The sequence below is a fragment of the Paraburkholderia nemoris genome, assembly GCF_905221015.1.
GTDB lineage: Bacteria > Pseudomonadota > Gammaproteobacteria > Burkholderiales > Burkholderiaceae > Paraburkholderia > Paraburkholderia nemoris.
This window is the reverse complement of sequence record NZ_CAJNBO010000006.1, coordinates 346801-360332: the sequence shown is the minus strand read 5'-3', so window position 1 is coordinate 360332 and position 13532 is coordinate 346801. Positions and strand designations below refer to the sequence as shown.

Here is a 13532-nt window from a genome sequence, read left to right as displayed (position 1 = left end):
GCCCCGCGCGGACAGCGCGGCAAACCGGTAATTCAGCGGGAAATTGCACGCGCAAGTCTCCTGAACATAGCTTCGGTCGTCATGACGGGGCGCTTTTCAACAGCCTGCTAGAGGACCGGGCGGTCGTTCCTGACACAACTTAGATCGGAGGTGATCTCAACTGAACTTGTGCGAACATTAAGCCGCGAACGTTCGGGTTGCAGATTGGTACGATGCCACGCAGGCTAGTAGCGGATTTGAGTCACTGGACTGAGGGCACTTGGGCTATCCGAGCCTGTTTGAAAATAAGAGACTCAAAGGAGGAGCCATGTTGAAGAGTTTCCAGCGCATAAAGGGGCTTGGCGTATTCGCCGACTACGCCCCACCCGCTGGCACAGTCGAATTCGGAGTCAAGAACATCATCTACGGATGGAACTACTCGGGCAAGACGACGCTGTCGCGGCTGGTCGCAATGTTGCAGTCAAGGACGCTCAATCCAGAGCTTCCGCAGTGTTCGTTCACGATCGCGACTGACACAGGGAACGTCACAGAGGCGAACTTCCACTCGACGTCGCATGTCGTTCGCGTCTTTAACTCAGACTTCGTCGCCGAAAACCTGAACTTCGCGGGTAGCCACTTCAGGCCAATCCTGCTGCTCGGCTCGGAGTCAGAAGCTGCGCAGAAAGAAATCGAGCGGTACGAGGCGATGCACAAGCGAGCTGTCGATGGCGCCGCCGATCGATCCAAGGAGGCTGCGGCGGCAACAAGGGCAATGAGTTCGGCCAAGACAACCGCCTCGGCGACGATCAAGAAGGCAATCGGTCTGGTGGCTGCTTTTGGTTCGACCCAACTCGACGCCGAACTTCGGACCATCAATCTCGGCTTGGAGAACCACGCCTTGGAGACCGAGGCTTTCGAGGCCGACATCAAATTGGCACACGCGTCGGCCAAGGAGAGTCTGCCAGCCATTGCAATGGTCACGGTACAGATGTCCTTGGCAGATCTCTCGGCACGGGCTTCGACGCTGCTCGCCAAGAAGCCGGACCTCGCGAACACCATCGCTCATCTCGTTGACAACCCACCCGTGGAGACGTGGGTACAGATGGGTCTGCACCTGCATCAGGCCAAAACGGCTTGCGAATTTTGCGGAGGTGACCTGGCGCCCGAACGTCTCAAGACGCTCGGAGAGCATTTCTCCAAGGACCTTGATGACCACAAGCGAGCCGTGGAACAACTCGCTCAGCAGGCGGAGGCGGCTAAGCTGACGATTGCTGAGCGCAAGGATGTAGAACTCAACGCGCCGCTCAAGGAGCAGTTCGTCAAAGCCAACGCGGACTTTCAACAGGCCCTCGTCGCCTACAACGCGGAGCTCGAAGCGCTCCGCGTTCGCCTGGTTTCGAAGCTGGCCGCTCCGTTCGTGACCGTCGAACCCGAGCCATACGATGGGAAGGCTGCGGAAACCGTCACGAGGAAGCTTGAGGCGCTAAACGCAGTCTTCAAAGGGCACAACGAGGTCAAGGACAATTTTCCGGCCGAGAAGGATGCCGCAATTGAGCGATTGAAGCTGCACTTTGCGCAGGAGTTTAAAGAAGCGCAGTATCTGGACAAGTTCGCAACCGATCAAGCTAGGCGCGAGCGCCACCGTATGCGTTACGAGAGCTGCGCGGCCAAGTTGAGGACAGAGATTAATCGGCTGAAAGCCATAATTAGCCAGGCTCAGCTCGGCCGCGAGGAGATCAACAAGCGCATCGAAAATCTGCTTGGAGGCGAGAGCGTCCAGATCGCTGTAGTCGCTACAGCCGAAGGTGAAAGGTTTCAACTCGTCCGGCGCGACGGGAAGCCGGCGCGGCATCTAAGCGAGGGCGAGAAGACGGCCATCGCCTTTTCGTTCTTTCTGACCAAGCTTCGGGAGATCAAGGAGTTCGGTAAAGCGATCGTCTACATCGACGATCCGATTTCGAGCCTCGACAGTAACCACATCTTCCAAGTCGCTGCGATCATCAAGGAGACATTCTTCCACCAGCCCGTTGTTAATGCCCCATGGACGACGCGCTGCAAGCAGGTCTTCTTCTCGACCCACAATTTCGAGTTCTTTTCACTCCTGCGCGAGCTCAAGCCGGAGGGAAAGAACGCAGCCCTCTATCTGGTTAAGCGAATCGGGCCGAAGACGTCGTCCTTATTGAACATGCCAGAGTCGATGCATCGATACGATTCGGAATATCACTTCCTGTTTCATGTGCTCGACGAGTTCCACAACTCCGCCGACAAGACCGACTTGAAGGTGCTCATGTTGCTGCCGAACGCCGTGCGCAGGTTCGTCGAACTCTACACGTATTCAAAGTACCCTGACCGCCGTATGTCTCCGGTCGATGCCCGAGCTGAGCGCGTGTTCGGCGGCGAGAAGGCCAAGCGAATCTTGAAGACACTGCACTATTTCAGTCACGCCAACAACGTTGAGCGCATGTATGAGAACAGCGACCTGATGTGCGACATTGAGGCGGCCGTCGGCGATCTCATGGAGCACCTGCAAGCATCCGACCCGGACCACCTAGTTGCGCTCAGAGCCGCTGTTGCCTAGAAGACCGGCACGCGGCTCGAGCGTTCGAGGTCTAAGCCGTCGATGAGAGGTATCCAAGTAGACGTGCCGATAGATTGCCCGTTAACCGATAAAGTGTGGTTTCCGCTATAGCACACCACGCCAAGCGACTGCAAAGTACCGGAAATCCTGAACAGGCCCGTCAGCGGTGAGTGCCGGCTGCCGCTGCCAAGCGGCTGGCCGGAATGGCGGTCTCGTATTTCCGCTTCGGGTCGAGAGTACTCGTTCATTGATGTGAATGCGACATCCGCGCGCGTGATGCTCCGAACGACAGCAAAGGAATGTGAGACTGCCTCACGACCGGCGACGTCTGAACTGCAGCAAAGGCCGATCAACCGCCATCGACAGCTAAGTCCAAGCACTGACGAAACCCGATACGCGTTCGGTTCGTACTGGCTGTCAACGTTAAGACGACTAGCCCAGTGCTCGTCTGCGATCCCCGAATTCGCGACAACACGCCAACCTCCGCCGAGGTCTTATCCAATCGGCCAAACGCAAACACTTAGCCTGCCTGGTTGACCGCTACGCTGCTGCCTTGATTTATAATCATCAAGCCATCGGGAAACACCCGGCGGTCAGGTTTGGAAGCCTGCTAGCTAAACCCGCACACCCGCTCAGGCGGGTCGTGCGTCTACCTCTGCACGTCTATATCCCAATGGGCGGGTCGTGGTGGGGGAGCCGCAAGGCTCGCCGGTTTGGTATAGCGCCGGTCTTCCAATCCCGCCACGTGCCCGCTCACCCACTTCCCCAAGCGAGTGTCGGGCGATCCAGGAAGTATCAGGGAGGTCGCACCATGAGCAGCAAACCTACAAAACAATCTCAACCCGCTTCACGCCCGCCTGTCGACGCGCTCCAGTACGAAAAACTCGCGCTTTCCACCTTCGATCTATGCAACCGGCAGTTAAGCCAACTCAACACATTGATCACACTTGCGTCCTCAATGTGTAGGAATCCTGCCATCACGAGCGACGAAAGACGGCGTCAGCAGACCATGCTTGAATTGCTTGTCGACACAGCAGAGCAATATCAGCGAGAGCTCGAGTGTGACCGTGAGCTGTATCAGGTGATCGCGCTCGATGCGAAGGGCATCCCGCAAAGCCGCATCACCGCGAGCCGTGCAGCACGCCTTCTTGCAGAGGCGTCACAAATAGCGGCTACGGAGACATCCGCAGCCACGAAGCCGCGCCAGAGCAAACAAACGTCAGCCAAATCCGCGACAGACGAAGAAGCAGACGCTTCCCAACAGCCGGCTCCGACGCAGCACTAACCATCAAGAAGGCGAGCGACTTCAGTCGTTCAGATTTGTAGGATGCCTGCCCTCAGTCACGAGCATGGGCGAGCGCCACAAGCTAATGTGGGCAGGCGTCGTATAAACCTAAACACGTTCAGACGTTCAACATCGGTGCACAGATCGCCGACAATCGATAGCACGTCTCGACGACGCCGTTGGCACAAACAGCGTCCGAAAGAAACCGTCAATCCTTCCCTTACGGCATGGCGCACGAATATCTCGTCATTCAGGAGCCGCTGCCGAATCCGTTTTTCTCGAACACGACGGGAGGCATCGCCGCTTCGTTAACATGCAGACGGAAGATATCCGGACGCGAGTAGTGACCCGTGACGTCAAAGTCATATTTCGCCCGGGCAAGGTCGTTGAGGTCGAGGTCGGCCACGAGCAATGCGTCTTGCTCAAAGATGGGACCGGCAATGAGCTCGCCAAGCGGGCCGACGATGCAGCTTCCACCGCTCATCAGCACAGCGTCCGGATCGTTACCCTGGATTGCGGCATAGTCGGTTGGACAATCCGATCGGCGCAGGTGCTGGCAGGCCGACAACACAAAACAGCGCCCCTCCAGGGCAATGTGCTGCATGGAGGAAGCCCATGTCGGTCGACTGTCAGCGGTGGGCGCACAGTAAATCTGAACACCTTTGGCGTACATCGCCATACGCATTAATGGCATGTAGTTTTCCCAGCAGATGACTGCGCCGAGCCTGCCGAACGGTGTGTCGAAAACCGGGAGCGTCGACCCATCGCCATAGCCCCAGATCAGCCTCTCGCCGGCAGTTGGCATCAGCTTGCGATGTTTGCCGAGCAGCGTACCGTCCGGACCAAAAAATAACGCAGTGCAATACAACGTGCCATGGTCCCGTTCGATTACGCCGATCACGATGTATTGTTTGTGGTCGGCGGCAAGCTCACCCAACCGCTGAGCGCCGGGACCTGGTACCTCGACCGCGCTGTCGTAGTAACGCCGATAGTCTTCGCGCCCAGCAGCGGTTCTCCCGCCAATTGTCGAGCCGAAATCGAGTCCCTTAGGATAGGCCGAGACGAATGCTTCGGGAAATACGATGAGTTGAGTGCCTTGTCGCGCGGCGTCGGCGATGAACGTCGCGGCTTTATCGATGGTTCTGTCCGCATCGAAGACGACGGATCCCGATTGCACAACCGCAGCACGTAATCTCTGTTGCATCAGAATGCTCCATTAGATGTGAGGGCGTGCAATCGAAATGCTTAGGCTCGCTCGCAGATAACGTGTGCCCACGGCCGTGGATTGCAAGCCGATCTCGCACATCGCAAGCTCAATCGCAACTAATTCGAGCTGGAAAATTCGTTGATCGCGAACACGGTCGCCGAAGATCGCGGCCACTACGAGTATAGGTCGCCAGCAGGTAAAGCTTGCTGCCTGTTCGTCGGGATAGAGCGAAACGTTCGACGATTGGTTGTTCAGGCCCCAGCGGGAGTTCGTAGTCGGGAGGTTGAGTGGCCGCTTTATCGGCAGGGTTGGAACCTTCGGAGAAGCTAACTGAAGGGCGGCAACGGATCGATCACGGAAATCCGGATCGACTCAGTAGCGCTGGTTCGCTGCCTCGCTTCGAACTTCCGGGTCCGGCCACAAGGAGACGGTCGACGAAGCGATCTAGATCGTTGACAATGAGCCCTCGGTTCAATGCTCACGCATCCAGCCCCCCAATAATTGAATACTCGAACAAAGGTGACCTGTGAAGCAAATGCTTCTCGCCATGTCGCTCGCGTCACTCCTATGCGCCGGAGGATGCGTGCAGCGCACGGTGGTCGATGTTCGGTCGCAGTCGTTAGCAAATGCATCGCTGTCTGGATGCCCCAATTTGAGCGGCCAGTACGCCGGTGCAGGTCGCACGGTGCGGGGCGATCCAACTCAGCAGATCGGGACGAAATTGCCGATCAGTTTGATATTTCCTGTCGGGGACATAGATGCATGGAAAGCAATGGTCGGCCGTTACAAGACGGATGATCACGGCATCGTTACGCCTCCCGATTACGCCACCCTGACGCCGTCGAGCGAGAATCAGTACGTCGTCGCTACGTTCTACGGCGATGTCAAGATCGGCGAGTATCGGACTGGCTTCATGAAAGCGCAGCGTGTCACTTGCAAGAGTGGGGTGATGCATCTTACTTTCGTACCTGAAGAAACACGGTCCGACTATGGGCCGAATCACGTGACAACAGACGATACTTTGCAGATCGATAGCAATGGTGATCTGATCGTTCGGCGCAACATGGATGTCGAATATCACGCGCAGTTGCTCCACCTGCCTATGGGAACCGGTCATTTTTTCAAGGAATACCGCTTTCCACGCATCTAGCCTGCGACGCGGCTCGTGGTGTTGCTATGATCAAATTATCTGTTTTTGGCGTATCCCCCGCGCGCCGAAAATACAGTGGTCTCGAAGAAAGCGAAAACGGGTAGGGGCTGATCTTCTGCGTACGGCCACAACCGGTCGTTCGAGATAGTCGGCGAGATAATCGAGAATCCAGAAGACCAGATGCTAACTGAAGAATTAACCGACGGCTGGAAGCCAATTCATGTTGGATTTGAGGGCGCACCTATCTCGATCAATGGCATCAATCCGTGGTTGCACGCGGGTAACTGGCGACGGGTGTCTCAGGAACACATTGTCGTTCCGCACCCGGCTTATCCTAGAGAACGTCATCGTGCATGGGTCTACGAAATCCCAATTCCTGGAAAAGCAGTTTGCTTCGCAGCCACTGAGCTTTCCAACGGTGTGTGGGGTTTCTACGTGCAACGGGATACCGCTTCATAGGCAAGCTAGGGGCTGTTTTAAGGCAACCGAACTCTGCTCGGCCAGGATCGATCGCTCGACACCGATATGCGAATCGCCGACAATCGCAACGATCCATCTTGAAGTACCACCCATTGAGACTACGGACACTGATCGATGTTATTCGGTTCAAAATCTGACTTTGCAATCGAAGCCATGATCGAGCCTGGTCTGGCCCTTCCCTCCGCCGTCTATGGGCGAATGCAAGTTTGGTGCACAAATACGTCGCTAGGCGATTTTTCCGATCCGCGATGTTCTTTGTATTCGGCATATCGAGGTTTCACGGAGCTCGTGGCGGCCCTTCCAGATCTTTGGCGAAGTGATCTGGACGGTTTGAGCGACGAACAGTTAATCAATCGTCTTGATCGATTGTTGTACGGGGCTCAAGGTGATCAATTACTTGAAGATGATGGCCGGACTGTTTCCGAGTGCAAGCGCGATTGGGCGGAATATGGCGTTTTTAACTTCTTGACCAATTGGGGCGAGCAATTCGATCGGGAAGACAAGGCTTTTATTTTTTGCCCGCCAACACAGCCATCAAAGATTCTTATTCTGCAACGAAGATTCGACACGATTCGATCCTTGCACACATCAATTCCCGCCGCCACCGACGCTATCCATAAGTTCCTCAGGTGGTTTGACGAGTCAGCAGCGCGCCTCGCCGACCCAAACCCAAGATAGCCCCGGACCTTGAACGGCCGCTTTGGAGAAGGCCGAAGGTCCACAATGGGTCGGGCTGCGTCAGTCCTCTCCCCAAACTCACCGCTCGAAAGCAGTCACTGGAATTCCGCGGTCCCGAAGCGGCCAGTCGGCAATGCGTACTCCCGACCCTGAACGGACGGTCTCCGGCAAATACCGAATGTCCCTTCATTCGCCGACAACGGACCATCAACTGAAGTCATCTCAGAGCTTGGACCGCTGACACGTCTGCCCCGACAGGCTGCGGAGAGGAACGTGGCGGCGATGCCACGTTCATCCAACTGCATTGATAACACCCGAACATCAATGCTTCAAAAAAATGCACTTATCGCGTAGATCCTTTTGCGTGAGTATCTGTACTCAAGATTCCAGCGACATTGGAACGAAAGTAAAACGAATCGGAGACACGACTATGCACAATGTACGGCGGAACTTGCGCGGCTAACGCGCTGCAAGACATTCCTGCGACCCGCCTTGTTGGGCCGTGCAGTTTTCCGCGGTCCAGCCGGTTCAGGCATCGGACAACATAAAGCACGCCAGAGCCCCGCCAAGCCGAACTCCAACGGCGTTACGGCCGCGTTTCACACCTGTCGCTTACGACCGAAGCGCGTCAGCGACGAGCGGCCTGTTTTCTTTTCTATCGCAATGACCTTCAGGAGACGTTTCCATGCAAATCACCGGTATGTTACACGGCGCACGCCTGTTGCAATTCGTCGGATTCCCAGCGAGTGAGATCCTCGGTCCGAGCGCCAGCGAGGAGGAAATCAAGACGATGATCGATCGTCATCGTCAGATCTTCATCAAGCCGGTCTTCAAGGGCGGAGTCGGCAAGAAGGGCAAGGCGGGCCTGCTGGGCCGCGCGACCGATCTGAAGACAGCGCTGGCCGAAAAGGAACGGCTGTACTTCGCCGAGCACACGGTCGGGCACCTGAAAGCGAAGGCGAACGGCGTGACGTTCGAAGCTGGTGTCCCGGCCAAACACGAGGTCTACTTCTCGATCACTGATTCCACCCGCTTTCGCGCACCGACCATGACGCTTTCGCACATGGGCGGCATGGACATCGAAGAGGTCGATCCGAAGCATGTGGCGATGGTGCCGTTCGATGCGCTGACCGGCCTGAAGGCGTTCGTCGTCGCGAATGCGCTTAGCGAGATCGGTGCGCCGAAGGAGATCATCTCGCCGCTGGTTCAGCAGTTGCCGAAACTCTGGGAGCTCTTTCACGACTTCGGCATGACTACGCTGGAACTGAATCCGATCCGCATGCGCGAGGACAAGAACGGACGCCTCACGCCGGTTGCCTGCGACTTCAAGTGCGGCTTCGATCGCGACGATCCGCGCTGGGCGCGTCTCGGATTGCCGCCTCATCTGTTCTCCGCGGATTACTCCGATTTCGAACAGGAGATCAATCAGCTTCGCACCCACCAGGGGCAGAGCGACGTGTACGTGATCAACGACAAGGGGACAATCCTCGCGCCGACCTTCGGAGGCGGCGCCAATTCGCTCGTGACTGAAATGCTCGGCGACGCCGCGATCATCTCGTCGGATTTCGGCGGCAATCCGCCTTACGCAAAGATGAAGGAAGTGGCCCGAATCTGCTTCAGGCACTGGCTCAAGCAATCGAATGTGCTTTTCATCATCGGCGGCAAGTCGAATAACACCGACATCTTCGAGACGCTGCGAGCGATGGCCGATGCTCTTCGCGAACACTTCAGCGAACATGGGCCGACGCCGCTTTACGTGGTGCTCGGCCGCGGAGGGCCGAACCTCGTGCGAGGGATGGCCGCGCTGAGGGATACATGCGACTCGCTCGGCCTGCCGTACCGGCTGTTCGGATTCGATTCCGACATCAGTGAGGTCATCCAGTACGCACGGCAGGCGGATGCGTGGATGCGCGCCGGCGGGCGAGCCGAGATCGCAGCACGGATCGGCGCGCCCGCGACCGAAACCGAAACGGGTCAAGCCTGAGGAGAGCGACATGTACAAGCAAACCAGCAACCAGTTCAAGTATTTCGTTGGCGTCAACTCGCTCGCGCAGATCGCCACGCGCGACGATCGCGTGTGCGTACTTAACATCCTGGGCGGCGAGTCTTCGGACGTGACGCCCGTCAGTCATGCATTCTCGGGCGGCAATATTGTCTTCGGCACGGCGCCGGGCAAGGGCGGCCAGGTGCTCGCCACATCTATCGGCGATATTCCGGTTTACAACAACGTCCGCGAGGGTCTGGAAGCGGGGCACCGGTTCAACTGCGGCGTGGTTTATCTACCGCCATCGGCGGCCCGCGACGGCGTCGCCGAACTGATCCGCGTCAATCCCGATCTGAAGAAGATTTTCATCATCACCGAAAAGATCTCCGTGCACGACGCCCGCGAAATCCGCGCGATGGCTCAGCAGGCGGGCATCGACATCTTCGGCGCGAACGGGCTCGGCGTCGCTGACTCATGCAATCGCGTGAGAATCGGCGGAGCACTCGGCGGCGATAGTCCGGACGACTCATTGCGCAAGGGATCGATCGCTATCTTCTCGAATTCCGGCGGCTTCAGTACGACGATCGCGCAATACCTGCGCATGAGCGGCTGGGGCACGTCGACCGTCATCTCGAGCGGAAAGGACGTCTACATCCACTATGCCGCGCCGGAATTTGCGTTCGCACTCGCCAACGATGCGCGCAGCAAGGCCGCTGTGCTCTATTGCGAACCGGGCGGCTACTACGAGGCTGATGCGGCCTTCACGAAACCGGTGGTCGCCTGTGTGGTGGGCCGGTGGAAGAGCCGCCTCACGCGAGCGGTCGGCCATGCGGGCGCGATGGCGGGCGGTTCCGACGACGCGCAAGCCAAGGAGCGCTGGTTCATGGAGAAGTTCGGCGTGGACCGCCTCTTCACTCCTGACGATCCGTGCTGCTCCGCCGCGGGCGCGGTCGTAACGAACATCGCGCATATCCCAGCGGCCCTGACCGCCGTCATGCGCGCCAACGCGACGATGCCTGACTTCGAGCCCGAAGGCAGCCTTGCGCTCAAGCCGTGGTTCGGCTCCGACCAGGGGATCCAGCTTCCGCCCCACCTTGCGATCCCAGTAGTGGGAGCAGTCGCGCCCTACGACGAGCAGGTCTCGCAGGTCAATCGACAAGTCGGTGCGATTGCGCCACGTCAGGCGCTGAAGGATGCGTCGGGTGCTTCGCAGATGGATGCGAAAACGCAGGTCAGCAGCCTGCATGGCGCCTCAATGCTCGACGCAGCGACGCATTCGTTAGAAGCGAACGTCAGCCTTGCCCTGCTTCACGAGTTCGGCGGCGAGAACGACGAGAAGCTCATCGATGTCGCGATCGCCGCGTTCGTCAATCTGCACGGAACACCGGAACTCGCGGCTGCGCAAGCCGCTCGCGAGGCCGGAAACGCGCCCAACGCGATCCTGGCCGCCGCGGCTTCGATCATCGGGCCGAATCGCCAGCGAGCGGCTCGGGATGCCGCGAAATGGATGATCGATCGCTTCTCGGCAGCCGGTCTTACGAGCGCGCTCGATGAGAACTTCGACATCGCCCGGATCGACGCGGGCGGCAGCGAGCCGTTTTTCGCAGACTCAAGCGATCCGCGCGCTGAGGCGATGCTCGCGGGACTCGCCGAGCGTGGGGCCCAGTCGGTCCTCGTCCGCTGGCTCGCGTCTCAGCCTGATCACCCGACGGCCGACGCGGTGCTGGCCGCAATCACCACGACGCTCGCATGGGGACCGCTGATGCGAAAGCGCATCTCGCGCGTTACGGCCGAGAGCCTGCCCTGGTGGACCATGCTGTTCGGGACGCTGATCGGCGCATCGGCGGACGCCTCGCGACACCGTCGAGACGACTTCTGCGGCTTTACCACGCAAGCTTTGCTGAACGAACACAGCCTCACGGAAATCTGCTTTGCCGCGCTGCTCAACCTCGAGCCCGGGCCCGACGATCTGTTCGCTTTCAAGACGCTCGTAGGTCTGCTGCTCACCAACGGTCCGGGAGCCATCTCGGCGCAGGGTGCGAAAGGCGCGGTATCGGCCGACGGTCCGGAAAGTCCAGCGCGAGTGCAACTGAACAAGGCGCTGGTCGGCTTTCTCACGCATACCGGCTATACGCATGGCGGCAACGGCTATGAGGGCATCGCGTTCCTGATCGAGGCGTTCGGGGACAGCGGCCTCGCCGATCCGTCCGACCCTGCACATGGCGTGGACCTGCGCTCGCTGGCCGAGCGCTCGGTCGAGCGGTATGCACAGTACAAGGCCCGGCAGAAGCATGCCGGCAGCCTCGACATCGCGAAGCTGCCGGGCGTGAACCATCCCGTCTTCAAGGACAGGCCGGTCAACCACGACCCGCGCGAAGTGTTCATCGCGGACCTGTGCGAGAAGCGTGGGGAATACAACGTGTTCCATGCGTTCTATCGCGAACTTGTGCAGGCGTTGTTCGATGCTGGCGTGTCCCGCAACGTATATTGCGTCAACGTCGATGCGGTGATCGCAGCGCTGCTGCTGAAGATGCTGTGGCAGCCGCTGCAACGTGGTGAATTGACCGAGACTGATCTGGAAATCGCCGCGTTCACGATCTTCCTTTATCCCCGCATGCTCGGATGCGCGGCGGAAATCGACGATCACCTGAACCGGGGGCGCAACATGGACACCCGAACGCCCGCGTCCCAGTGCCGCTTTGTAGCTTGAGCGCTTCCCCGACACTGATAACCAACGGACATCAATCGTTTCGAAAATAGCACTTATCGTTTCGTGTGGTTCGGGCGAATATTCGACAAACAAAAAATCGCCCGAACACCGCAAGTTCAAAATTTCTGGAGACAACTCGATGCATCCCTCCTCACCCCCGCTGGCCCCCGGGCAATCGAAGGCATCCGCCGTGCTACGCGTGACGGCAGGCAACTTCCTGGAGCAGTTCGACTTCTTCCTGTTCGGCTTCTATGCCACGCAGATTGCCGCGGTCTTTTTCCCGGCGGGGAGCGAGTTCGCTTCACTGATGATGACGTTCGCAGTGTTCGGCGCGGGCTTCCTGATGCGGCCGCTCGGTGCGATCATCCTCGGCGCGTACATCGACGATGTCGGCCGCCGCAAGGGCCTGATCGTCACGCTGTCGATCATGGCGAGCGGCACCATCCTGATCGCGTTCGTGCCCGGCTATGCGACGATCGGACTCTTCGCCCCGGGCCTGGTTCTCATTGGCCGTCTGCTGCAGGGCTTCTCCGCGGGTGCGGAACTGGGCGGCGTATCGGTTTATCTCGCCGAGATGGCGACGCCGGGCCGCAAGGGCTTCTTCACGAGCTGGCAGTCGGCGAGCCAGCAGGTGGCGATCGTCATCGCTGCCGCGCTCGGTTTCGCGCTCAATCAGTGGCTCGACACGGCGGCGATCGCTGCGTGGGGATGGCGCGTGCCGTTCTTCGTCGGCTGCATGATCGTGCCTTTCATCTTCATCCTGCGGCGCAATCTCGAGGAAACGCAGGAATTCAAACAGCGCCAGCATCGCCCGAGCATGAAAGAAGTCTTTACGACGCTCGCGCAGAACTGGAATGTCGTGAGCGCGGGCGTGCTGCTGGTCGCAATGACCACCACGAGCTTCTATCTGATTACGGTGTATGCGCCGACCTTTGGCAAGACGGTCCTGCATCTGAGCACTGCCGACAGCCTGCTCGTCACGCTGTGCGTGGGTGTCTCCAATTTTATCTGGCTGCCGATCGGTGGTGCGCTGTCGGATAGAATCGGACGCCGTCCGCTCCTTCTTGCGATGACGATCCTGGCAATTGCGACCGCCTACCCGGCGCTGTCGCTGCTGGCCCACGCACCGAGCTTCGTCAACATGCTGCTTGTGCTGCTCTGGCTCTCGTTCATGTACGGCATTTACAACGGCGCGATGGTCGTCGCGCTCACCGAAGTGATGCCAGTCGAGGTGCGCGTCGCCGGATTCTCTCTCGCCTACAGCCTCGCGACGGCGGTCTTCGGAGGTTTTACGCCCGTCATCTCGACCGCGCTCATTCATATGACGGGTGATAAAGCCGCGCCAGGCTACTGGATGAGCTTCGCCGCGGTGTGCGGGCTCGGTGCAACACTCGCACTGTACCGGCGCCGTCGCGTTCCGCTGCATGCGGCTCCCTGAAGCATCGCACGTCTCCTCGAACATTAGACTGACATTCTATCGC

At 58.7% G+C, this 13532-nt stretch carries 8 protein-coding genes; 7 read left to right on the top strand and 1 reads right to left on the bottom strand.

Translation table 11 applies throughout. The annotated features are described in order from the left end of the window. The first annotated feature begins 307 nt into the window (after positions 1-307). Both KHO33_RS12340 and KHO33_RS12335 read left to right on the top strand, forming a co-directional pair. Positions 308-2557 carry an AAA family ATPase gene (locus tag KHO33_RS12340; protein ID WP_200567864.1) on the top strand — a complete coding sequence of 750 codons (2250 nt, stop codon included), beginning with the start codon at positions 308-310 and terminating at the stop codon, positions 2555-2557. A gap of 811 nt (positions 2558-3368) precedes the next feature. After that, positions 3369-3842, top strand: coding sequence for a hypothetical protein (locus KHO33_RS12335; protein WP_200567863.1), 474 nt, complete (start codon positions 3369-3371; stop codon positions 3840-3842). Between the two features lie 250 nt (positions 3843-4092). Here KHO33_RS12335 and KHO33_RS12330 read toward each other — a convergent pair whose 3' ends face one another. Continuing rightward, the gene (locus KHO33_RS12330) at positions 4093-5046 is read right to left on the bottom strand and encodes a carbon-nitrogen hydrolase family protein (protein ID WP_200567862.1); all 954 of its coding nucleotides are present in this window, start codon (positions 5044-5046) and stop codon (positions 4093-4095) included. A 586-nt stretch (positions 5047-5632) separates the two neighbouring features. Here KHO33_RS12330 and KHO33_RS12325 point away from each other — a divergent pair. The 5 genes from KHO33_RS12325 (at position 5633) to tcuC (ending at position 13489) form a co-directional block, all read left to right on the top strand. Next, positions 5633-6199: a hypothetical protein gene (locus KHO33_RS12325; RefSeq protein WP_236074668.1), complete on the top strand. Its 567-nt coding sequence runs from the start codon at positions 5633-5635 to the stop codon at positions 6197-6199. A 594-nt stretch (positions 6200-6793) separates the two neighbouring features. Beyond that, the gene (locus KHO33_RS12320) at positions 6794-7357 is read left to right on the top strand and encodes a hypothetical protein (protein ID WP_200567860.1); all 564 of its coding nucleotides are present in this window, start codon (positions 6794-6796) and stop codon (positions 7355-7357) included. 685 nt (positions 7358-8042) lie between these two features. Further along, positions 8043-9341, top strand: a complete 1299-nt coding sequence (locus KHO33_RS12315; RefSeq protein ID WP_097393038.1) for an ATP-grasp domain-containing protein — start codon at positions 8043-8045, stop codon at positions 9339-9341. A gap of 10 nt (positions 9342-9351) precedes the next feature. Then, positions 9352-12051, top strand: coding sequence for a CoA-binding protein (locus KHO33_RS12310; RefSeq protein ID WP_200567859.1), 2700 nt, complete (start codon positions 9352-9354; stop codon positions 12049-12051). 139 nt (positions 12052-12190) lie between these two features. After that, the gene (gene tcuC / locus KHO33_RS12305; RefSeq protein WP_200567858.1) at positions 12191-13489 is read left to right on the top strand and encodes an MFS transporter; all 1299 of its coding nucleotides are present in this window, start codon (positions 12191-12193) and stop codon (positions 13487-13489) included. Positions 13490-13532 lie beyond the last annotated feature (43 nt).

Excerpts from the sequence above, each read along its gene's own strand:
- KHO33_RS12335 (WP_200567863.1), top strand. The coding sequence starts at position 3,369 with ATGAGCAGCAAACCTACAAAACAATCTCAACCCGCTTCACGCCCGCCT.
- KHO33_RS12320 (WP_200567860.1), top strand. The coding sequence starts at position 6,794 with ATGTTATTCGGTTCAAAATCTGACTTTGCAATCGAAGCCATGATCGAG.
- KHO33_RS12310 (WP_200567859.1), top strand. The coding sequence starts at position 9,352 with ATGTACAAGCAAACCAGCAACCAGTTCAAGTATTTCGTTGGCGTCAAC.
- KHO33_RS12340 (WP_200567864.1), top strand. The coding sequence starts at position 308 with ATGTTGAAGAGTTTCCAGCGCATAAAGGGGCTTGGCGTATTCGCCGAC.
- KHO33_RS12330 (WP_200567862.1), bottom strand. The coding sequence starts at position 5,046 with ATGCAACAGAGATTACGTGCTGCGGTTGTGCAATCGGGATCCGTCGTC.
- tcuC (WP_200567858.1), top strand. The coding sequence starts at position 12,191 with ATGCATCCCTCCTCACCCCCGCTGGCCCCCGGGCAATCGAAGGCATCC.
- KHO33_RS12315 (WP_097393038.1), top strand. The coding sequence starts at position 8,043 with ATGCAAATCACCGGTATGTTACACGGCGCACGCCTGTTGCAATTCGTC.